Origin of the sequence: Rhizobium sophoriradicis (assembly GCF_003939025.1) — a bacterium.
GTDB lineage: Bacteria > Pseudomonadota > Alphaproteobacteria > Rhizobiales > Rhizobiaceae > Rhizobium > Rhizobium sophoriradicis.
In genome coordinates, this window is the sequence record NZ_RQIH01000003.1 from 293,439 (window position 1) to 312,972 (window position 19,534).

The window sequence follows — 19,534 nt, forward strand, 5'->3', positions numbered from 1 at the left end:
CCAGGCAAAACGCGAAAACCGCGCATGGCCTTGGCTCTGCGCGGTTTGCCGAAAACTCAGGCGTCTTCGCCCCTACACGGCGAAGCTCGCTTTCTCCGGTACGCACTACCTGAACCGGAGAAGCAGCGGTCGTTGCCGCTACGACCTCACTGATAGCGGCACATTCTTACCGGAGAGTTATTGAAGACTTACGCAAATGTTAATTTTGACTTTTTTCAGCAGTGCCGGCGAATTTTCTTCTGAAAACCCATCTGCGGTCGCGAGTCCATCGGCGGCGCCATTTTCGGCCCATTTGACATAAATTCTTCGAATTCAATCATTTAGTCTCGCAACCATGAGCAAAATGCGGTTGATTTCTGCGGGCGAACGCGTAGGCTTGATCAAAATGCGCCATTGTTGAACATGACCTGCGATCCGCCGCCGAAGCCGCAAGGATGAACGGCGTCCGTGAACAGGATGGCCTGTTGCGGCATCGCCGGCAGGCATCCTCCCTTTCGGGCGCACCAAAGCTTTGCAGATAATTTTTTTGGGACCCAGCGGCGCGTCCCAGCAAAGTAAATTCGGGGAATGACGATGAAGACGCTTCTGATATCGGCCGTCTTTACCGCGGCTTTTTCCATTGCTGCGCCGGCTGCCGCCGAAGATTGCGGCCAGGTGTCCATCGCCGAGATGAAATGGGCCTCGGCCGGCATTGCGGCAAATTTCGATAAGATCATTCTGGAAAGGGGCTATGGCTGCTCCGTCACCATCGTCGCCGGCGACACATTGCCGACCTTCGCCTCGATGAATGAAAAAGGCACGCCCGACATCGCCTCGGAATACTGGATCAATTCCGTCAGGGCCTTGCTCGATCAGGCCGTCAAAACCGGCCGGCTGGTGCAAGGCGCCGAGATCCTCGCCGACGGCGCCGTCGAAGGCTGGTTCATCCCGAAATTCATTGCCGACGCCAATCCCGACATCCGCTCTGTCGAGGACGCGCTAAGACATCCTGAGCTTTTTCCGGCCGAAGACGATACATCCAAGGGTGCAATCTACAATTGCCCGGCCGACTGGAGCTGCCACATATCGACCACCAACCTGCAGCTCAATTCCTACCCGGTCTCGCGCGCTTTCACGCTTATGACCAGATCCTTCGCCACCCGCTCCGGGCCTGTCACGGCCTATCTCAAGGCTCGCAAATGGGACAACGCGACGATCAACCAAGTGCTCGCCTGGCAGGACGAAAACCGCGAAAGCAACGAGGATGCCGCGATCCACTTCCTGCGCAATTACGAGAATCTTTGGTCGAAATGGGTGCCGGCCGATATAGCCGAGAAGATCAAGGCGAGCTTATAACCGCGGGAGACGATCAACGACCGGACGATTCGAATGACAGCCAGCGTTCCCTTTCCCGACCGCGATACCGTTGCGGAGAAGCTCGCCGCGCTGTCGGAGCCCGATAAATCCTACCTGACGCTTCTCATGGAGAATGCCGCCCAGGACGACAATCTGCTTGACGGCCTGCGCCGCCACCTCGATCTTGCCGCGGGATCGCCTTTCCTGAACTCGCTGAAGCTCGAAAATCTCGGATTGTGGCTCGGAACCCAGGCGCCGGACCGATTGCAAATCCGGCTGATGGAAACGGCCCGCTCCAGCCAGCACCCCGCCTATCAAGCCTTCCGGACCGGGCTCGGCCGATCCGGCGGCCTAGAAAGGGCACATCCCCCGGCCACTCGTTAAAGTGGTCCGGACCCCGGCCCGGTCCCGGCCGTTTGACAGAATGGTCCGGCTTTAGGCGTCAGCCAGCCTCATCAGCCCGGCAAACCTACCTACCGCTTACTTCTTCGCAGCGCGATCAACCGAGCGGCCGGCATCCTGCGTGGCATTCACTGTGTTTGCCGTGTCCTTCCCTATGCCGCGGATCGTGTTGCCGCAGGAGGAAAGAGCAAGAAGAACCATGAAGGCTGCGGCAATTTTGGCCGTTGTCGTCATTTCGAATATCCTTGTTTGAAATCAACCCCGAACGGCTGTCATGCCGTTCGCGCCGATAACGCACAAGGGAACAAAAGGTTCAACCGCTGAAAGACATCCTTAGGCGGCGACCGCCTTCGCTCTTTCGGCAAAAGCGCCGCGGATGCTATCGGCTACCGTCTCGATCGGGCCTGACAGCTGCGCGGCGGTCAGCAGCCGGATATCGAAGGAGCCGAGCTCCGGCAGCCCCTCCTGAAGTCCGAGGATCGCCATGTCCTCGCTGACATAGGAGAGCGGCAGCGGCGCGATGGCGAGATCGGAGAGCACGGCGGCGCGCTGCGCCATCGTGTGGCCGCTGAGATAGGCGACCCGATAAGGCCGCTTGTTGCGTTCGAGCTGGGCGAGAGCCTCCTGCCGCCAGATGCAGCCGTCCTCCCAGATCGAGATCGGCAGGGGATCGCGGCGATGCGCCGACCCGCAGCGGGCGCCGGCCCAAACCAGCCGCTCGCGGAACACCACCTCGCCGCCTGTCGGGAACGGCCGCGTGGCGCAGTTGATCAGCGCCAGGTCGAGCCGCTGCTCCTCCATGCGCTTCTTGAGGCCAACGCTCATGTCGATCGTCACATCGACCATGATGCCAGGATAGCTTTCGGCAAAGCTCTTCAGGATTCTCGGCAGCAGCCGCTCGCCGATATCCTCCGGGGCGCCGAGCCTGACGACGCCGGTCAGCTCCGGCATGATGAAGCGCGACACCGCCTCGTTCGACAGCGCCAGTATGTTGCGGGCGTAGGAGAGTAGCATCTCGCCATGACGTGTCAGCGTCACCGAGCGGGCGTCGCGCAAAAACAACGTCGCGCCGAGTTGCTCCTCGAGCTTCTTGATCTGCATGGAAACCGCCGACGGCGTGCGGAAGACAGCCTCGGCGGCAGTGGAAAAATTGCCCGTCTCGGCGATGGCGACGAAAGTGCGCAACACATCGTTGTCAAGCAAAGGAATGGGACGGCGAAAGGGTAGGCTCATCGTCGCATCTTTCAATTTTTCTGATTTATAACCCAATATCATTTTGTTTGATTGAATGTCAATCGCTCCGCATAGTCTGTGTATCGGAACTGATGCAGCAAAGGAGGCTCGACATGGCGCAACCAAGCACCTGGAATATCCTACAGACCCTTTCCGCATTCAAGTCGCGCCGGCGCAGAGATGCAAATCACGAACATGCCCTGCGCGAATTGAAACGATTCCCATCGCACCTGCTGGCCGATTGTCAGCGGGAGGAGTTGCCTTTGCCGAGCGTAGCCGCCCGGCCGACCCGCCACCTGAGGATCGTGGAATCGCGCGCATAATGTGCGCAGCTGAAGTTTTTCGGATCTTGGCGCAAGGTCACGGTGGTCGGAAGCGCCCATCCGTCAAAAGCTAGCCACCCCCATTGACCCACCTGACCCTGGTGCCGAGATGTCGCGATCCGCATGATCGTTCCGTCGAACAGCGCTCACATTCCGCCCATGAGCTTGAAGGCGATGATCCACATGGTCGCAGCGACTAGCGTTTCCAGCATCCGCCAGGACGATGGCTTCGAGAAGATCGGCCGCAGCCATGTCGCGCCATATCCGAGGGAGAAGAAGAACAGGAAGGAACCGGTCACCGCGCCTGCGGCAAACGAAGCCTGCTGCCCAGGATAACGCGTCGATATTGTGCCGAGCAGTACCACCGTGTCGAGATACACATGCGGATTGAGCCAGGTGAGTGCAAGGCAGGTCGCAAGCGTCTGCCTGAAGCTTGCCGTTTTGGCCTCGGCCGCCGCGAGAGCGGCGTTCGACCGCAAGGCGGAATAGAGGCTTTTTGCTCCATACCAGGCAAGAAACGCGGCTCCTCCGTAACGCATGACCGGATCAAGCCAGGGCATCACCCGGGCAATCTGCTGCAGGCTGGTGACGCCGAGCACGATCAGCACGGCGTCTGACAGTGCGCATGCGAGGCAGACGGCAAAGACATGCTGGTTGCGCAGGCCCTGGCGGAGAATGAAGGCGTTTTGAGCGCCGATCGCGACAATCAGGCTGAGGCCCATCACCAGGCCGGTAAAATAGATTGAAAAATTCATAGCTTCTGCAAACGCCTTTCGCTTCGACCAGACTTCGCTATCGCGGCGACGGCAATTAGGCTAATTAATCTGCCTAATCTCAATTAAGCGGCGCTAATCCATGCTTGACTACCCCGCCCTCCGTGCCGTCGCGACTGTTGTCCAGACAGGCAGCTTTGAACGCGCAGCGACCGTGCTGAACGTCACCCCTTCGGCAGTTTCGCAGCGCGTCAAGCAGCTCGAGGAGCGTCTCGGCGTTGTGCTCGTCGTTCGAGGCACGCCGTGCACGGCAACCGAAAAGGGAGAATGGTTGTGCCGTCATATGGAAAATGTCGGCATGCTCGAAGCCGAGCTCTTCGGCCAGCTGCCGGCGCTCGTTGATCCCGACGAACCCCGCCAGAGGGTGACGCTTCAGATTGCCACCAATGCCGACAGTCTCGGCACCTGGTTCGTGGAGGCGATGTCGACCTTCGCTAGAAACTCCTCCTATCTGTTGAATATCGCCGTCGACGATCAGGATCACACCGCCGAATGGCTGCAGCGCGGCCGCGTGATTGCGGCCGTCACCAGCCTGGAAAAGCCGATAAGGGGCTGCCGGCGTTTCGCGCTTGGCGTTCTGCGCTATCATGCGACGGCAACGCCCGACTTCGTCGCCCGTAATTTTCCGCAGGGTGTGAGCGCCGAGGCGATCCGCAACGCTCCGGCTCTGACCTTCAGCCAGAAGGACAGGCTGCAGAGCACGTGGGTCCGCCAAACCTTCGGACGCGATCTCGACTATCCCACCCATTGGCTCCCCTCGCCGCAAAGCTTCGTCGAGGCAACCCTATCGGGCATGGGATGGGGAATGAACCCGACTCAACTGACCCGCGAGCATCTGGCGTCGGGGCGGCTGGTGGAGCTGGTGCCGGACACCCCCCTCGATGTTCCGCTATTCTGGCAGATAAACCGCTTTGCCGCCGATCGGCTAGCGGAGCTGACGCGCGAAGTCATCAGCGTAGCAGGGCGCAATCTCGGAAAAGACAGATCGAAAACCGATTCCCCGGGCCTTTGATCGACGGTTGGCTCCGCTTCCCCGGCGGCCGCTTCTGCATCGTCTCTATGCGATGGCGATGATCTCCAGCTCGTGGCCACCCGCCTCCGCGGCATCGCCGGCAGCCTTGCCCATCAAAAGCCGCGCCACCGGCGAGACGTAGGAGATCGAGCCGGCCTTGGGATCGGCCTCGTCCTCTCCGACGATCCGATAAGTTTGCACCCGCCCGTCGTCACGGCGGAAGGTCACCGTGTTGCCGAAGGCAACCACATTGACTGACGTTGGGTAAGGCATCAACTGGGCGGTGCGAAGTCTTGCCGCTAAGTAGCGAAGATCACGCAATGGATTGGCAGCCTGCCGCCGCCGTTCATTCACATCTTCAATGGTGTTCGTCGCATCATAGGCCTCGCGCGCCTGCTGGAACTGCAGTTCGAGAGCCTTCAATCCCGCTTCCGTAACGAGATTCGGATGCGGCGAAACCGGGCGGTCGGGCAATAGGGTTTCCGACGCGGTTTCGAAACTCTCTTCCTTGGTGAAGGCAACGGCCAATCAAAACTCCATGTCCGGCGCAGTGCGCGCCAATCACCGATGGCAACTGCGCCCTGTATTCGTCGACACCATACAATATACCGACTGCGAGCGAACCGCCAATCTCCCCCATCGGCAGCGGCTTTCCCGGTCACGACTTCGGGAACGTCCTGCCGCGCACAGCGTTTATCGCCGCATAGCGTCGAGGAGGATCGAATGCCCGGCGAACGGCGAAATGCCTGCGACAAGGACTGGAGCAAAACATGCCTTCGTTCCTGACGGATAGCATGCCGCTGACCCCGAGCTGGTGGGATATCGCCGCGCGGATCGTACTGACAGTGATCGCCGGCGGCCTTATCGGCCTCGATCGCGAGCGCGGCGGCCACGCGGCCGGCTTCAGGACGACGATTCTGGTGGCGCTTGCCGCCTGCCTGGCAATGATCCAGGCCAATCTCCTTCTGTCGACATACGGAAAGACCTTCAGCTACTTCACGCAGATGGACGTATTGCGCTTTCCCCTGGGCGTCCTGACGGGCGTCGGCTTCCTCGGCGGTGGAGCGATCCTCAGGCGCGGCGACATGATGACCGGCGTCACCACGGCAGCGACCCTGTGGTTCATGACGGTGGTCGGCCTCTGCTTCGGCGGCGGCCAGATTGTCACCGGGACGGCGGCGACGATTGTCGCCTACATCGTCCTGTCGCCCATGAAGCGCCTGGATGCCTGGCTGACCTGCGAACGCAAGGCAACGCTAGTCATCAATAGCTCCGAAGTCGAGGTACCGGACTTGTCGGCGCTGCTGAACCCCTTGGGATGCCGTGCCCTCTTTGTTGCATACGGGCCAACAAGCGATGGCCGCACAGGCGTGACGTACGAGCTGAGATGGATGGCAGACGACCGCGAGGCGTCATCGAGGGCGATTCTGAAAGCGCTTTCCGCCCTTGATGTCGCAGGGTTCTCGATGCAATCAACGACCACCTGATACCCCGGAGCCTTCCTATTTGGAGACGTGCTCGGGCTTGCCCTTTCTCTTGGTCGAGGCGAATTCCTCCAGCTGCTTTTCACTCATGGACTCGACCATCTGTTTTGAAGCGCCCTTCAATTCTTTTTTGGGCGTCTCACCGCGCTTGGCCGAGAGTGCGGCGCCTGCCGCCTTCTGCTGAGCCTTGGACTTGGCTGGCATATCGAAACCTCCTTTTGCTTGGGATCAGCCGCCCCCAAGCTGGTATCCAGCTCTCGTCGCCCTCTTTGTGGCCTCCCTTGCGGGGAGAAGGCTGCGGCGAAAGCCGCAGCCGACCGCTCGTCAGTTGATGGTGGCCCACTGGCTGCGGACATCCCTGGCGTTCTTCGACAGGTGAACATGCGCGTCGACGTGATCGACCCAATCGATTGGGATCAGGTGGTGCTTGCCGTCTTCCGAGTCGGCCTTCGTCAGCTTGATGCGGGTGGGACCATCGAGATGATCGACCGTCCCCATATGGGTGCCGTCTGCAGCCCGCACTTCCATATGTTCTCGGATCTGATCTGCGGAAATCATCATTTCCTCCTTTGCGTCATTGTCAGCTACGAAGCGGCAACGACGTGGAGCGGACTTGGTTCCAAGCACGCTGAACGTGTTCAATCGGCCGTCACCTCCCAGTTGTCGTCCGGGTTGAATGTCCTGATGCCGGCAGCTATTTTCTCGGTCTCCCGGCCGAGATTGGCCTGATAAACCGTACCGTTCGCGTTCACTGCGAAAGTGTGCACGCCGGTTTCGCCATATCGGATGGGCCAGGCGATAAGGGCAAATCCTGCAATCATGTTGCCGTTGATCACATAATTGAACTCTCCGCCCGCGATGTTCGGCCCTTGGCTGTCGATGATCCTGTAGCGGTAGCCGTAATAGCCCTCACCGGCTTTCGCCTTGTCAAGCGCCGCATTGTCTTCGAGCGCGTTGCCCGCCGGGCTATCGCCCGCGCCCAAATCGGGCGACCAGTAGAGACCATCGGTTTTGCCGTCGCTGCTGATCAGTTTCTGCGCATATTCCAGCACGCCGTCATCGTCGTGGTCGGCGAAGGAATACTCCTTTTGAGCGTCGACATAGGCCCGCATCGTTTCGATGGTCTGCAATTCGTTCTCGCCGACGCGGCGCTCGATGATCTCCTCGAAGCCGGCGAAGGTGTCGAAGTTCCATTTGCCATCGCCACCCTTCACGATCGGAAATGGCAGAGGCCATAATTTGTCGCCGATCTCGATGATCTTGCGGCCATCGACATCATTCACGACGATCTTCTTCTGTGTGCCGTCCCGGATTTGTGCGTAGGTGTCCATCACCCCTTCGCCCGCCTTCGCTTTCGCTGCATCGATACCGAGCAGTGCCGCGAATTTGTCGAAATCATCAGCTGCGAGCGCCGCTTTAAAGGCGTCGACGGCCTGTTCCGGCGTGTCGAATACCGGCGGATCGCTCTGCGAAGCGAAGCCCGCGATGACGGTTGTATCGGATGGCTCTGCTGCAGACATCAAAACCGGATCGGTGGCGAGAGCCGCAAGGGCGAATACCAAACCCAGAAGCATGTTTCTGACTGACTTTGTCATGACGTTCCTCCTTCTTCCGGTCACCGGCGACGGCCGCCGCCGCGGCGCATTTCTCCACCGCCACCGCGATTGCCACCGGCCATGGCCTGCCTGCCTCGGCTGGACTGCATCTGAGCGCGCCTGCCGCTGTCGACCTGACCGAGCGCCGAAGGCTTTCTCGGCCGGCTGTCGACCTTGGCCGCGGGCTTCGGCTTTGCGACCGGGCGTTTGGCGTTGACCCCAGGCTGTGCAATTTCGGCTGCCCTGTTCGTCGTTCTTGCGTCGGGCCTGTGGTTCTGTGCGGCCTGCGCTGCCTTCCCGCCTCCAACGGCGGCTCCTGTATTGCCTGCCTTGTTGCGAGCAGCATTTACCCTGTCCGCATCGATCTTGCTCTTGCGGACATCGTTGACACTGACTTTGCCCGGCTGGTCGCGGATCGAGTTCGCACGGTCGTTGCCTCTTGCTCCGACCCTGTTGCCGGCGTTCGCCACGATACTGGTCCGGAAGGCGTTGCGATCGATCTTGTTAAACTGGGCGCCGTCGAACACGATCTTGCTGCGGTCGACGTTTTTCCAGTCGACATCGTTGATGTTCACCTTGCCGTTAATGTTGTTGAGGCAATTGTTGCAGTCGATATCGACGTTGCCGTTCCAGCGCCCGCCCCATACGCCCCAGCGATTCCAGTCGACGGCGGCGGCCCACACCGCTCCCGTCACCACGCCTGCGAAAAAGGTGGCTGTTGGATAGTAGTAGTTTGGATAGGGGTCGGGATAGAAGCCGATCGGCTCGGCGACAAAGTTCGGTTCATACAGCATCTCCGGCGCGTATTGCGGAACATAGATCTTTTCGGGACTGGCGGAGACGATCACGACGTTGTCGTTCTCCTGGCTGACCTTGATCTTGTCATCGGTCTTGATGATGCCGTCGGCGACCGCTTTGTCGCGCAGTTGCTGTATGGCGATCAGAACGTCCTTCTGCTGGTAGGAGAGCGCCTCACCGAGAGACTGCGTCCAATCCAGATCCTCGCTCATCATCGTGACGATCTGCGGATAATTCAGCAGGGAAACGATGCTGCCGTCCCACGTCGTCTTCGGCTTGAGCTCGGGCTGCTTCTTCAAGGTTTCGAGGAACCGGGCCGCTTCCACGACCTGCAGCGGATAGAGCGATGCCGACGTGACGAGGGCAACGAGTTCGTCCGGATAAAGCGCGATTCGCGCCACCAATATATCGAGTTCGTCTTCGCTGAGCGGCGCCGGCGCGTCATCTTCGGCCGCGACGGGACCGGAAGCGACCGGCTCCTGCGCGGTGGCGGTCAGAAACAGATGTGGTGAAAACGGGGGGCCTGGAAAAGGCAGGAACAGGGCCGTGGCGAGCAACAATGCGTGAGGTCTAGCCATCTCAAATCCTCCTTACGGTCAGACATGGTGTGTCGGCTGTTCGCACCATACATTCAATCGCGCTTACATTCATTCCGGTGACGGGAATCGACAGCGGAAGCGTCACTGGTACCGCTGATGCACCGAGCTGCGGCGAAGCGGCCGTTCACGCCGGCATCCTCTTCGCTTCCCCCGTCCGCGGCCACAGGATCGCGGCAAACAGCAGCGCGTAGATCAAGGCTGCCGCGACATAGATGATGCGGGTGGCGAAGGATTCTGCAGCGCTGCCCGGCAGAGGCGAGACCCCGAGACCGAAGAGGATCAGGAAGATTGTCAGGGCGCCGGCAAAAACCGGAGCGTTCCTCGAGCGGCCGGCAGCACGCCCTCCAATGAGAAGGACGACGATGAGAACGATGAGGAAGATCGAGAGGAGATTGGGGCGCAGCGACAGGGCGGCATAGGCGACGGAGGCAAGCACGCCGCCGAAGAGGTTGACGAGCACGAGCCCGATCGCCGTTCGCGCGCTTGCGGCAATGTCCAGCTGCCCGAGCAGCGACGCCACCGTTATCGGAATGACCGCCGCAGCAGTCAGGTTGTCGCTCGTCAGGCAGATCACGACGGAGCCGAGAAGGATCACCGTGTTTGCTAGCGCCCGAAGCAAGGCCGGCGGTCGCCGCTCGATTGGTGCCGCCTCGACATTCCCGGAGAGCGGTTCGGGAAAGACCGCATGGGCGAACCACATTAGAACCGTGCCCGACAGCACCCCGGCGACCAGGATGGACAGGATGGAATTGGCGAGTTCCTTGTTCAGGATGCCGAGCAGAGGCACGATGATCGAAACGACGAGTACGAGAAAGACCGCGGGTCCTCCCTTTCCCGTCGACTGTGCGGCAAAGCACGCAAAATAGGTCAGCCCCAGGATCAGAAGAAAGGGCGCCGGACGGTCGCCGAGGACGTTGGTCAGAACCATCATCGCCATCCCGGCGATCAGAATGACCACCGCCGCGCCGACGGTCTTACCGAACGGCATAGGGCGCGAGCTGCCGAGCAGGAACTGGGCGGCAAAGAGCGGACCGAGGAACGGCACGATAGCCCCAGCATGGACCGCGAGCGTGAAGCCGACGGAGACCGCCAGCGCCACCCGCAACCCCTGGCGTTTCTGCGCCTCGACCGCAGGGCTCCTTTCAATTGACATAGGTCAGCACCGATTTGATGCGGATCCAGAGCGATCCCCAGGCATTGGTCACCGGGTTGTCGCCCGTATAGATGACGACCGTCGCCTGCGAGCCGTAGCGCACGCCGCCCTTGGGCCGCTGCGCCTCCTCGATGACGAGCCGGACGGGAAAACGCTGCGCCTCCTGGACCCAGCCGCTATCGTTTCGGATCGTCGGCAATCCGGTGTTCGGGTCCGTGCTGCCTTGCGATACGCCAAACCCGACGCTCTCGACCGTCGCCGGAAACAGCCGGCCGGGAAGCGCATCGAAAAGTATGTCCGCCTTGTTGCCGACGGCGACCTTCTCCAGGCTGTTCTCCTTGAAGGCCGCATTGATCCAGATGGTGCCGGCGTCGATGAAGGTCATGGCAGGCTGGCCGGCCGAGACCACCTTGCCGATGGTGAGCTGCAGGTTGGTGACGACACCGGCAGAAGGCGCGTGCACGGTCGTGCGCACCAGATCGAGCCGCGCCTTCTCCAGTCCGGCAAGAGCAGCGCGCAGTTGCGGATTGTCGTTGCCGGACGGGCCGAGTTGCTCTTTCGCCTTGGCAAGGTCGGCCTGCGCCCCCGAAACGGAAGCCTCCGCCTGATCATAAGCGGATTTGGCTGCATCGAACCGAGCCTTCGAGAAAACGCCGCGTTTCACCAGTTCGGTCGCCCGGGCATATTGATCGCGCAAATTGTCTCTGTCGGCCTGCATCTGGACAAGCTTGGCCTGCGCCGCATCGACTGATGCAGTCGATGCCCCGATCGATTGGCCCACGCTCGCAAGCGCTGCTTCGGCCTCGCTGACGGCCAGTTCATAGCGCTCGGGATCGATACGAAAGAGAACCTGATCGGCCTCGACACGGGAGTTGTCGGCAACCCCGACTTCCACGACCCGGCCGGTGACTTCGGGCGCGATGCCGACAATATAGGCCTGAACCTGAGCCTGCGAGGTCGATGGCGTCCGCCGCTCCATGAAGATGGAGAGCACGAACAGGGCGAGCGCCAGCAGGACGACGATCAGGGCGATCCTGCGCAGCGGATTGCGCGGCGTCGACGAAATGGCAGGCTCGTCCAAGTTCTCGGAAACCACGACAATATCCTTCCGAAGCGTTGCCTAAAGCGCGGAGAGTTTCAGCGCCGGACGTTTGTCACAATGGTCATGACCGGCAAGATGAAACGCAAGTAGATAACCGTAACATACGCCGTCCGACGGCTTGCCGCCGGCCCGTTGCGCGCATCAGCGAACAGATGGTGGCCGCAAAACCTGGTCGAGCGCGCCCTCTATTTCCTTCGAAAGTTCTGCGATCAGTTCCTGGTACTCGGCAACGCGCTCATTGCGCTTCGGATCGGTTGAGACGGTCCATTTCTTCAGCGCGGATTGGGCGTCGGCGAAATCTCTGCAGATTTCCCGGAAGTCTTCGCTGCGGGCAGAAAGATCGTCGATCGTCTTGATCCTGGCTGGAAACTGCCGACAGACTGCGGCCACCCCTTTGTCCATGGTTCACTCCTTGACCGCATTTGAGAGGCTGCCACTGCAAGATGTGTCGATCCCGATCTTCGTGGACGACGACCGGTTCGTGGAGTATGTTACTGTAAGATACGGTCTGGCTGATGTGACTCAACGGGGGATTGGGGACAGAGATGCAGACGTCGATACCAGCGGAGGGGTCTGCGGGGGCTCCCTCAAAACCTGCGCCTCAGGCCGACGAGATCCAGGCGCAACTTGAACGTGTCATTTCCAGCCCTGAATTTCCCGGTGTAGGTCGTGCCGCAGCGTTTCTCCGCTACGTCGTGTCGGAAACGCTGAACGGTCGGGGCAACCGGATAAAAGCCTATTCGATTGCAATCGAAGTGTTCGGCAGGGATGCCGGCTTCACCCAGGACGATCCGGTCGTCAGGATCGAGGCTGGACGGCTGCGACGGTCTCTCGAGCGTTATTATCTCGTCGCTGGGCAGCATGATCCGGTCAGGATCGACATTCCAAAGGGTGGCTATATCCCAACCTTCACCTGGTCGTCCTCGGCCTCGGCCGACACGCGCACCGAAGAACCTCGCGAAATAATACCCTCCCCGGCCCCGCCCGGGCGCTGGCGGCAGGCACGCCGGCTTTCGCTGCCAAGCGTTGCCGCCCTCGCCGCAGTCGCCATGTCGCTCTATTGGATCGGGACATGGTCGCCCGCGCCGCCGCTCGAACGGCTTGCAAGTCTGTCGCCCGATCGTCCGGCCCTCGTGGTGGCTCCCTTTGCCAATCTCGGAGAAGGCCCGGAGGCGCAGCTCTATGCTGCCGGCCTGACCGAGGAATTGATGACCATCCTGCCACGGTTCAAGGAAATCAAGGTCTTCGGGCGCGAGACCTCCAAGTCCCTTCCCGCCGATATCGGCGCATCGGCAATCCGGGCCGAATTCGGCGCGCGCTATCTCCTTGCCGGCGGGGTGCGCACGTCGGGCAAGCGTCTTCGTGTAACGGCCAGATTGCTCGATACGTCAGACGGCGAGATTCTTTGGTCGCAGAATTATGACAAGGATCTTGCATCGGGAGACCTGTTTGCGATCCAGACCGACGTCGCCAGAAAGGTGGCGACCGCGATCGCTCAGCCATACGGGGTCATGGCGCAGGTCGACGCCGCAAGTCCTCCGCCGGACGATCTGGGCGCCTATGAGTGCACCTTGCGCTTTTATGCGTATCGTTCGGAACTGAGCGTCGAGGCGCATGCGCAAGTCCGCAACTGCCTTGAGACGGCGCTTGCCCGGTTTCCGAACTACGCCACCGCCTGGGCGATGCTGTCGATCGTCTACCTCGATGAAGATCGCTACAAGTTCAATCCAACAGCAAACCAGAACGCAGCCATACACCGCGCACTCGATGCCGCCAGACGCGCAACGCAAATCGATCCGAGCAATACCCGCGGACTTCAAGCACTGATGACGGTGCTGTTCTTCGACAGACAGCTTTCTGAATCGTTTCGCGTCGGAGAACTGGCGCTCGCCACGAATCCCAACGACACAGAACTGATGGGTGAGTTCGGAACGCGGCTCGCGATCGGTGGCCAGTGGCAGCGCGGCGCAGCCCTCCTCGACCAAGCCATCGCCCTCAATCCGGGTGGTGGCGGCTTCTATCATGGAACACGGGCTCTGGCCGCATACATGCTTCACGACAACCAGACCGCGGTGCTGGAGATACGACAGGCCAATATGCAGAAGTTCCCTCTGTTCCATGCTGTCGCCGCCATCATCTATGCCGAGGCCGGCATGACGGACGAGGCCCGCCGGGAGGGAGAGGTTTTCGTCAGCATGCGGCCTGACTTCCTGCCGAACATTCTCGCCGAACTGGCGATGCGTAACATGCAGCCTGGCGATCGCGATCGGCTGATTGAAGGGCTTCGGAAGGCGGGGCTGGCAGTGCCCGATCCGGAAAAAATGGCGTCGACTGCCACGGGCACCTCGGACCCGCAACCCCGCTGATGCCGTCTCCCCGACCGTAACATACCCGATCATACGGGTAAGCCGTCTCATCTTCGCATAGTCTGACCTCGGTGCCGCGTTGAGCGCCGCGGCGGTTAGCGCTGCGGGCCTGATCCTTTCCGCTGCGGTTCGGGGACCGGTTCATAGATCAGGGTGGAAAATGACTTTATTCTCCAGGATCCGCATGGTTGTGCCGCTTCCCATGGCGGCTGCCCTGGCTTCCGCTCTCCTTTGGGCTTCGATCGCCGTGGCCCAGGGTACGGCACCTGTGAGCCCGCAGCCTGAAAGCGTTCATCGCTTTATCGGCATGCTCGCGGATCCCGACGTCCAGCGCTTCCTCCAGCAGCAGTCGCAAGCCGCCAAGGATGCGACAGAGCCGCCGCCGCCGGAAACGCCGAACCGCGACCCTTCATTTTCCGAATTCGCAACACGCTTCCGCGCGCACGCCGCAGGCCTTCTCGGAGCCGTCAATTCCTTTCCCTCGGAAGCGACCCGGGGCAGGAGTGCACTCGAAGGCGACATTCAGGCAAATGGCGGAACGCGGCCGATCGTCTTGATCATCGCCTTTATCGCCGCCGGATTGGCCGCGCAGTGGCTGTTCCGGTCGATCAGCGCGGGCTGGCGGTCATGGATGGCCCGCGCGCCCTATCGAACGGTTCTCGAAAGAATGACCGCGCTGGCTGCGAGGCTTCTGTGGGCGGCATGCTATGTTCTTTCGTTCGGCCTTGGCAGCATCGGCTTCTTCCTGCTGTTCCAATGGCCACCGATCATCAGAGAAATCGTCGTCGGATACCTGTTGGCGATCGTCGTCTTCCGTCTGGCGAGCGCGCTTTTCGATGTGTTTCTGGCACCCCGGGCCGAGGCAGAAAACGGCTTTCGTGTCGTCCCGCTTGGACACGAGGCGGCCCGCCATTGGGCAAAGCGCCTGAGCTATCTCGTCGGTTGGTTTGCCTTTGGCTGGGTGACCATCCGCCTGTTGGGCACGCTCGCCTTTTCCCTCCCGGTCCGGCAGCTGGCCGCCTATTCCCTCGGCCTCGTGCTCCTTGTCATCGGTGTCGAAGCCGTCTGGAGGCGGCCATCGCAACTATCAGCCGGCCCGCCGAGGCGGATCAGTCTGCGGGTGCGGAACTGGCTGTGGACAGTCTATTTCGTCACCCTTTGGCTGCTGTGGGTGGTCGGCGCCATGCGGCTGTTCTGGATTGCGCTGGCCTGCGCGGCGCTGCCCTGCGCCATCGCCCTGACCAACGCGTCGGTCAACAATATCCTTCGCCCTTCCTCAGCCGAAGAGGGCGGCCACAAGACAGGAACGGTCGCCTCGGTGATCGTGGAGCGCGGCATCCGGGCGACACTGATCGTTGGAGCCATCATTCTGCTCGCTGGTGCGCTGGATGTGCGGCTCACTGAGATGACGACGCAGGATTCCCCGCTTCTGCGCCTGGTGCGCGGCCTTCTCAGTGCCGGGATCATTCTCATGATCGTCGATCTTGCCTGGAACATCGTGAAAGTGCTGATCGATCGCAAGCTCGGCGACACCGAGGCGACCCATGAAATCGGCAGCGAACGGGAGCGGCGGCGCCTGCGTCTCAGAACGCTGCTGCCGATCCTGCGCAACTTCGTCATGATCCTTTTTTCGGCCGTCGCCATCATGATGGCCCTGTCGTCGCTCGGCGTTGAAATCGGCCCGCTGATCGCAGGCGCAGGAGTGGTCGGCGTCGCAATCGGCTTCGGGGCGCAGACGGTGGTCAAGGACGTCATCAGCGGCATGTTCTACCTGCTCGACGACGCCTTCCGCGTGGGCGAATATATCCAGAGCGGCAGCTACAAGGGCACCGTCGAGTCCTTCAGCCTGCGATCGGTCAAGCTCAGGCACCACCGCGGCGCCCTCTACATCGTTCCCTTCAGCGAGCTCGGAGCGATCCAGAACATGAGCCGCGACTGGGTGATCGAGAAGATGACGATCACCATCACCTACGATTCCGATATCGAGAAGGCCCGAAAGATCATCAAGAAGATCGGCTTGGAGCTATTCGAGGATCCGGAGTTCAAACCGACGACGATCGAGCCTCTGAAGATGCAGGGAATTGACAGTCTAGGCGACTCCGGCCTGCTCCTGCGGATGAAGGTGATGACCCTTCCCGGCCAGCAGTTCACGCTGAAGCGGCGGGCCCTCAGGATGATCCATCAGGCGTTCAACGAACACGGCATCAAGCTCGCCGTGCCCACAGTCCAGGTCTCGGGCGGAAAGGACGACGCCGTCGCTGCCGCTGCCCAGCAGACGCTCGCAGCGCACAGCGCAGCGGCCGCCGCAAACCCGGCCTGAGGGGACCTCTTTGGAAATGGCACGAAACACGAGAGCAAGGGAGGATTTGAAATGAAGATCTTGGTCAATCTATCGCACATGCTGACGACACTTGCCGTGCTGATGATGATCAGCGCGCCCGTCCTCGTTCCGGCGACGGCCGAGGCCGCCCGTCGTGGAGTGGCGGCCTGCGGCCCGAGAGGTTGCGGCGCTGCGGCTTGCGGGCCGCGCGGATGCGCTGCGGTCCGGACCCGTCCGGCATACCGACCCGCCGTTCGGCCGCCCCTTCGGCGTGGCGTCGTGGTCGTTACCCCTCGCCGCTACTGGCGTCCGGGTACCGCCATTGCCGCAGGTGCTGCCATCGGCTTCGTCGCCGGAGCTGCCGCCGTTTCATTGGCAGGTACGCCGCCTCAATCCGGTCAATGCTGGTACTACACCTCGCCCGCCAAGACGACGGGCTTCTGGGACGTATGCCCGCGCTGAGCGGCTCGCAGAAAGACCGGCGAGTCCGTCTGGTTTACTACGTCAACGCCCTCCCCACAGTGGGGAGGGCCACGATTTTCGCGTCGCGAATTTTAGAGGGCACGTTCCATGGATTTCACAGTCATCGACATCGCACTCGTCGGAAAACTTCTGCTGCTGCTTCTGATCGGCATGGGGCCGAAGATCGCCCTGGTGCCGTTTCTGGAAAAGACCCACGCCTTCGACACCGAAACCAAGGTGCGCATCGGCCGCCAGATGGTTCTGATCGCTGTCGTCACGGCGCTGATCCTGTTCGCGACAGGCGCTCTGCTGATGCGGCTTCTCCACATTACCGGTGGCTCCGTCGCCGTCGCCGGTGGCATCATACTCGCGCTTATCGCCATTAAGATGGCGTCTGGACCGACAGAGAAGCCGCACGACGAGTTCGCCGCTCCGGTCGACCCGGACAAGCTGGCCATATTTCCGCTCGCCGTCCCTTATCTGCTCAATCCCGTCGGCATCACCGTCATCATCATCGCCTCCGGCGCAGTCACCTCGATCGCCAGCGCGATACTGGTCGCCGCTCTGATCCTGCTCGTCGGCGCGTTCGACTATCTGGTGTTTACCAACATCGACAAGCTCGCCAAGCGCATGAAGCCGGTCAGCATGATCGTCTCGGAGGTCGTCTTCGGCATTCTGCTGACGGCGGTCGCAGTTCAGCTGATCGTCACCGGCCTTGGCAGCCTCGGCATCATCACCCCAGCCGCCGCGCATTAAGAGGTCGGGAGATAGCTGCCAAATAAGGTGGAATACGCGGATCCAACCTGTATAAATACAACCTGCCGCGAAAAGGTTACCGTTCGATAGATTATCCAGATACTGAAGGGCGCTCCGGCTTTATACTGTCTTCCATCGGGTGAGACCCCGCTTTAATAGACTGCCAGGGTACGCCTGATGAAACTGACTATTCTCGACTGCGATGGCGTCCTTGTGAATAGCGAGGAGATTTATCTCGCTGCTGAACTCGAATTTCTGGAATCCATCGGCGCTGGTTTTGAACCCAAAGCCTACATGCAGTCACTCATGGGGCTCTCTCCCAGTATGTGGGAAGCGAAGCTTCAGAATTGCGTGGAGGCGAAAACCGGAACACCTCTTCCGCGCGATTTCTATGCTCAAATCGAGCACATATCGACAATGAGATTGGAAGCTGATTTGGCGGAAATACCGTTCGCGCGGCAAGCGATAAACAAGATCGCGACACTGCGGTGCGTAGCCTCCAGTACCCCTTCCAGAAGGTTGCGTTGGAAATTGCAGCATGTTGGATTGATCGATCTGTTCGACCCGCATATTTTCTCAGCTGATCTGGTCGCAAATGGAAAGCCAGCCCCGGATCTCTTTCTCCATGCAGCCACGGCGATGAACGTGCTCCCGCACGAGTGCGTCGTTGTCGAAGACAGCGTCAATGGCGTCATTGCAGGCAAAGCGGCTGGCATGCGTGTCATCGGCTTTACCGCTGGCAACCATTGCTCGGCGAATCATGGTGAAAGCCTAATGCGATCCGGCGCGGATATTATTGTCGAAAACTACGACGACCTGGCAGCGGCGATTGAACGGTTTGCAGGACCACGTTGAGCGTCGCCGCTCGGGGTATTTTCTGGTCGCATCGTCCAGCAGGTACGCTGCCCGCCTGCTGGAGCTTCGAAGTGTCGATGAGTCCGAGAGCTGGCATCAAGGATATGCAGGCTAAGGAGGTGCGCCCGCCCACCTGAGCGGCCCATATGGGTGGTCTCCCTCATTCGACATCGTGTAGCAACGCGGACGGTTCGCTGCAGGTCAGCGTCCAAGGCTGCCAGCGGCGGCGACGATCTCCGCCGCGGTCGGAAAAATGCAGAGGCTGTTCGGCCCGTCGAGCGCTTCGAGTTGAGCCCAGCCGATAGTGCCGTTCGCATCGACCAGGAAGTGCCCGACGAGCTGAGTAGCGTGCTTCTCGAATATTGCCTTATCGGCTTCATCAAGCTCGAAGCGGTCTTTGGCGTTGAGGATCGTGTTGGCTTCCATCGGCTGTAGCGGTTCTGGCAGCTCGCCCGTTGGGTTGATGCGTGCCGCTTGGAATTGCGGCATCGTTGCGCCATATGGCCATTCGGACTGTCCGCTGCTCCCATCTGGCAAGAACTCGGCATGCGGCACGCCGTAGGCGCGATGCGTGCGGCAGTCGGGGTCGCACAGAAGCGTTACCGGCGTCGGCCGGTGCCGGAAATACAGGCGGGCGCGTTCCACCGGTGTGTTGATGACGGCCACGGTCTCCAGCCCGGCGGCGCGCAGGGTTGGCTGCACGCCGGCGAGCTGTTCTACCTGACGCCGGCAGAACGGGCAGTGCAGCCCGCGAAAGAAGCCGATCAAGAACGGGCGACCGCTCAAGTCGGCGAGCGAGATCGTTCCGTCGAAGTTTGCCGTGGCCAGCGCGAACGCGGGCGCGGAATCTCCAGGCTGTAGCGGGCGCTTCTGGTCTGTCATGGGAATAGTTCCTTTTTCTCCAGCTGAACGACCGAAATTCAACTGTATCACTTGTCGCAAGAAGGCCAAACGCTCGATGTAAAG

General features: G+C 60.8%; 22 protein-coding genes. 10 read left to right on the plus strand and 12 right to left on the minus strand.

Annotated features, from left to right (window positions below):
- Nucleotides 1–573 precede the first annotated feature (573 nt).
- Nucleotides 574–1,335 carry a glycine betaine ABC transporter substrate-binding protein gene (locus EFR00_RS06045; protein WP_077989430.1) on the plus strand — a complete coding sequence of 254 codons (762 nt, stop codon included), beginning with the start codon at nucleotides 574–576 and terminating at the stop codon, nucleotides 1,333–1,335.
- A 33-nt stretch (nucleotides 1,336–1,368) separates the two neighbouring features.
- Entirely contained in the window at nucleotides 1,369–1,719 is a 351-nt protein-coding gene (locus EFR00_RS06050) for a hypothetical protein (RefSeq protein ID WP_009994696.1), read from the plus strand.
- 96 nt (nucleotides 1,720–1,815) lie between these two features.
- On the opposite strand, the gene EFR00_RS06055 is transcribed toward EFR00_RS06050, so the two are convergent.
- Nucleotides 1,816–1,971 (minus strand): entericidin domain-containing protein, encoded by a 156-nt coding sequence (locus EFR00_RS06055; protein WP_003560194.1) that lies wholly within the window; start codon nucleotides 1,969–1,971, stop codon nucleotides 1,816–1,818.
- A gap of 99 nt (nucleotides 1,972–2,070) precedes the next feature.
- Nucleotides 2,071–3,012 (minus strand): LysR family transcriptional regulator, encoded by a 942-nt coding sequence (locus EFR00_RS06060; protein WP_170961533.1) that lies wholly within the window; start codon nucleotides 3,010–3,012, stop codon nucleotides 2,071–2,073.
- A gap of 71 nt (nucleotides 3,013–3,083) precedes the next feature.
- On the opposite strand from EFR00_RS06060, the gene EFR00_RS33465 reads away from it, so the two are divergent.
- On the plus strand, nucleotides 3,084–3,293 hold the full coding sequence (locus tag EFR00_RS33465; RefSeq protein ID WP_077989431.1) for a hypothetical protein: 210 nt from the start codon (nucleotides 3,084–3,086) through the stop codon (nucleotides 3,291–3,293).
- 146 nt (nucleotides 3,294–3,439) lie between these two features.
- On the opposite strand, the gene EFR00_RS06070 is transcribed toward EFR00_RS33465, so the two are convergent.
- Nucleotides 3,440–4,048: a LysE/ArgO family amino acid transporter gene (locus EFR00_RS06070; protein WP_039620276.1), complete on the minus strand. Its 609-nt coding sequence runs from the start codon at nucleotides 4,046–4,048 to the stop codon at nucleotides 3,440–3,442.
- 100 nt (nucleotides 4,049–4,148) lie between these two features.
- On the opposite strand from EFR00_RS06070, the gene EFR00_RS06075 reads away from it, so the two are divergent.
- Nucleotides 4,149–5,078, plus strand: coding sequence for a LysR family transcriptional regulator ArgP (locus EFR00_RS06075; RefSeq protein ID WP_077989332.1), 930 nt, complete (start codon nucleotides 4,149–4,151; stop codon nucleotides 5,076–5,078).
- A gap of 45 nt (nucleotides 5,079–5,123) precedes the next feature.
- Here EFR00_RS06075 and greA read toward each other — a convergent pair whose 3' ends face one another.
- Entirely contained in the window at nucleotides 5,124–5,606 is a 483-nt protein-coding gene (gene greA / locus EFR00_RS06080) for a transcription elongation factor GreA (protein ID WP_077989333.1), read from the minus strand.
- Between the two features lie 242 nt (nucleotides 5,607–5,848).
- On the opposite strand from greA, the gene EFR00_RS06085 reads away from it, so the two are divergent.
- Nucleotides 5,849–6,565, plus strand: coding sequence for an MgtC/SapB family protein (locus EFR00_RS06085; protein ID WP_077989334.1), 717 nt, complete (start codon nucleotides 5,849–5,851; stop codon nucleotides 6,563–6,565).
- Nucleotides 6,566–6,580: 15 nt separating this feature from the next.
- Here the strand turns inward: EFR00_RS06085 and EFR00_RS06090 are convergent, their stop codons facing one another.
- From EFR00_RS06090 to EFR00_RS06120, 7 genes are all read right to left on the minus strand, one after another.
- On the minus strand, nucleotides 6,581–6,766 hold the full coding sequence (locus EFR00_RS06090; protein ID WP_038689520.1) for a DUF3008 family protein: 186 nt from the start codon (nucleotides 6,764–6,766) through the stop codon (nucleotides 6,581–6,583).
- A 120-nt stretch (nucleotides 6,767–6,886) separates the two neighbouring features.
- Nucleotides 6,887–7,120, minus strand: a complete 234-nt coding sequence (locus tag EFR00_RS06095) for a DUF2171 domain-containing protein (protein ID WP_038689522.1) — start codon at nucleotides 7,118–7,120, stop codon at nucleotides 6,887–6,889.
- A gap of 80 nt (nucleotides 7,121–7,200) precedes the next feature.
- Nucleotides 7,201–8,157, minus strand: coding sequence for a DUF2950 domain-containing protein (locus EFR00_RS06100; RefSeq protein ID WP_077989335.1), 957 nt, complete (start codon nucleotides 8,155–8,157; stop codon nucleotides 7,201–7,203).
- Between the two features lie 20 nt (nucleotides 8,158–8,177).
- Nucleotides 8,178–9,533: a DUF3300 domain-containing protein gene (locus EFR00_RS06105; RefSeq protein WP_077989336.1), complete on the minus strand. Its 1,356-nt coding sequence runs from the start codon at nucleotides 9,531–9,533 to the stop codon at nucleotides 8,178–8,180.
- Between the two features lie 145 nt (nucleotides 9,534–9,678).
- Nucleotides 9,679–10,707 carry a DUF2955 domain-containing protein gene (locus EFR00_RS06110; RefSeq protein ID WP_077989337.1) on the minus strand — a complete coding sequence of 343 codons (1,029 nt, stop codon included), beginning with the start codon at nucleotides 10,705–10,707 and terminating at the stop codon, nucleotides 9,679–9,681.
- A complete protein-coding gene (locus tag EFR00_RS06115; protein ID WP_077989338.1) occupies nucleotides 10,697–11,803 on the minus strand; it encodes an HlyD family secretion protein in 1,107 nt (368 codons plus the stop codon). Before EFR00_RS06115 ends, EFR00_RS06110 begins: the two co-directional genes overlap by 11 nt.
- Before the next feature lie 147 nt (nucleotides 11,804–11,950).
- On the minus strand, nucleotides 11,951–12,211 hold the full coding sequence (locus EFR00_RS06120) for a KOW domain-containing RNA-binding protein (RefSeq protein WP_010033769.1): 261 nt from the start codon (nucleotides 12,209–12,211) through the stop codon (nucleotides 11,951–11,953).
- A gap of 143 nt (nucleotides 12,212–12,354) precedes the next feature.
- Here EFR00_RS06120 and EFR00_RS06130 point away from each other — a divergent pair, with 143 nt between their 5' ends.
- The 5 genes from EFR00_RS06130 to EFR00_RS06150 all read left to right on the plus strand — a co-directional run bounded on the left by EFR00_RS06130 (nucleotide 12,355) and on the right by EFR00_RS06150 (nucleotide 18,568).
- Entirely contained in the window at nucleotides 12,355–14,175 is a 1,821-nt protein-coding gene (locus EFR00_RS06130; RefSeq protein ID WP_077989340.1) for an adenylate cyclase, read from the plus strand.
- Nucleotides 14,176–14,335: 160 nt separating this feature from the next.
- Nucleotides 14,336–16,495, plus strand: coding sequence for a mechanosensitive ion channel family protein (locus EFR00_RS06135; RefSeq protein WP_077989341.1), 2,160 nt, complete (start codon nucleotides 14,336–14,338; stop codon nucleotides 16,493–16,495).
- Between the two features lie 51 nt (nucleotides 16,496–16,546).
- Nucleotides 16,547–16,957: a hypothetical protein gene (locus EFR00_RS06140; protein WP_077989342.1), complete on the plus strand. Its 411-nt coding sequence runs from the start codon at nucleotides 16,547–16,549 to the stop codon at nucleotides 16,955–16,957.
- A gap of 108 nt (nucleotides 16,958–17,065) precedes the next feature.
- Entirely contained in the window at nucleotides 17,066–17,713 is a 648-nt protein-coding gene (locus EFR00_RS06145; protein WP_077989343.1) for a MarC family protein, read from the plus strand.
- Nucleotides 17,714–17,890: 177 nt separating this feature from the next.
- Nucleotides 17,891–18,568, plus strand: coding sequence for an HAD family hydrolase (locus tag EFR00_RS06150; protein WP_077989344.1), 678 nt, complete (start codon nucleotides 17,891–17,893; stop codon nucleotides 18,566–18,568).
- Nucleotides 18,569–18,769: 201 nt separating this feature from the next.
- On the opposite strand, the gene EFR00_RS06155 is transcribed toward EFR00_RS06150, so the two are convergent.
- Nucleotides 18,770–19,450 (minus strand): redoxin domain-containing protein, encoded by a 681-nt coding sequence (locus EFR00_RS06155; RefSeq protein WP_009986939.1) that lies wholly within the window; start codon nucleotides 19,448–19,450, stop codon nucleotides 18,770–18,772.
- Nucleotides 19,451–19,534 lie beyond the last annotated feature (84 nt).

Excerpts from the sequence above, each read along its gene's own strand:
- EFR00_RS06045 (WP_077989430.1), top strand. The coding sequence starts at position 574 with ATGAAGACGCTTCTGATATCGGCCGTCTTTACCGCGGCTTTTTCCATT.
- EFR00_RS06050 (WP_009994696.1), top strand. The coding sequence starts at position 1,369 with ATGACAGCCAGCGTTCCCTTTCCCGACCGCGATACCGTTGCGGAGAAG.
- EFR00_RS06055 (WP_003560194.1), bottom strand. The coding sequence starts at position 1,971 with ATGACGACAACGGCCAAAATTGCCGCAGCCTTCATGGTTCTTCTTGCT.
- EFR00_RS06060 (WP_170961533.1), bottom strand. The coding sequence starts at position 3,012 with ATGATATTGGGTTATAAATCAGAAAAATTGAAAGATGCGACGATGAGC.
- EFR00_RS33465 (WP_077989431.1), top strand. The coding sequence starts at position 3,084 with ATGGCGCAACCAAGCACCTGGAATATCCTACAGACCCTTTCCGCATTC.
- EFR00_RS06070 (WP_039620276.1), bottom strand. The coding sequence starts at position 4,048 with ATGAATTTTTCAATCTATTTTACCGGCCTGGTGATGGGCCTCAGCCTG.
- EFR00_RS06075 (WP_077989332.1), top strand. The coding sequence starts at position 4,149 with ATGCTTGACTACCCCGCCCTCCGTGCCGTCGCGACTGTTGTCCAGACA.
- EFR00_RS06085 (WP_077989334.1), top strand. The coding sequence starts at position 5,849 with ATGCCTTCGTTCCTGACGGATAGCATGCCGCTGACCCCGAGCTGGTGG.
- EFR00_RS06090 (WP_038689520.1), bottom strand. The coding sequence starts at position 6,766 with ATGCCAGCCAAGTCCAAGGCTCAGCAGAAGGCGGCAGGCGCCGCACTC.
- EFR00_RS06095 (WP_038689522.1), bottom strand. The coding sequence starts at position 7,120 with ATGATTTCCGCAGATCAGATCCGAGAACATATGGAAGTGCGGGCTGCA.
- EFR00_RS06100 (WP_077989335.1), bottom strand. The coding sequence starts at position 8,157 with ATGACAAAGTCAGTCAGAAACATGCTTCTGGGTTTGGTATTCGCCCTT.
- EFR00_RS06105 (WP_077989336.1), bottom strand. The coding sequence starts at position 9,533 with ATGGCTAGACCTCACGCATTGTTGCTCGCCACGGCCCTGTTCCTGCCT.
- EFR00_RS06110 (WP_077989337.1), bottom strand. The coding sequence starts at position 10,707 with ATGTCAATTGAAAGGAGCCCTGCGGTCGAGGCGCAGAAACGCCAGGGG.
- EFR00_RS06120 (WP_010033769.1), bottom strand. The coding sequence starts at position 12,211 with ATGGACAAAGGGGTGGCCGCAGTCTGTCGGCAGTTTCCAGCCAGGATC.
- EFR00_RS06130 (WP_077989340.1), top strand. The coding sequence starts at position 12,355 with ATGCAGACGTCGATACCAGCGGAGGGGTCTGCGGGGGCTCCCTCAAAA.
- EFR00_RS06135 (WP_077989341.1), top strand. The coding sequence starts at position 14,336 with ATGACTTTATTCTCCAGGATCCGCATGGTTGTGCCGCTTCCCATGGCG.
- EFR00_RS06140 (WP_077989342.1), top strand. The coding sequence starts at position 16,547 with ATGAAGATCTTGGTCAATCTATCGCACATGCTGACGACACTTGCCGTG.
- EFR00_RS06145 (WP_077989343.1), top strand. The coding sequence starts at position 17,066 with ATGGATTTCACAGTCATCGACATCGCACTCGTCGGAAAACTTCTGCTG.
- EFR00_RS06150 (WP_077989344.1), top strand. The coding sequence starts at position 17,891 with ATGAAACTGACTATTCTCGACTGCGATGGCGTCCTTGTGAATAGCGAG.
- EFR00_RS06155 (WP_009986939.1), bottom strand. The coding sequence starts at position 19,450 with ATGACAGACCAGAAGCGCCCGCTACAGCCTGGAGATTCCGCGCCCGCG.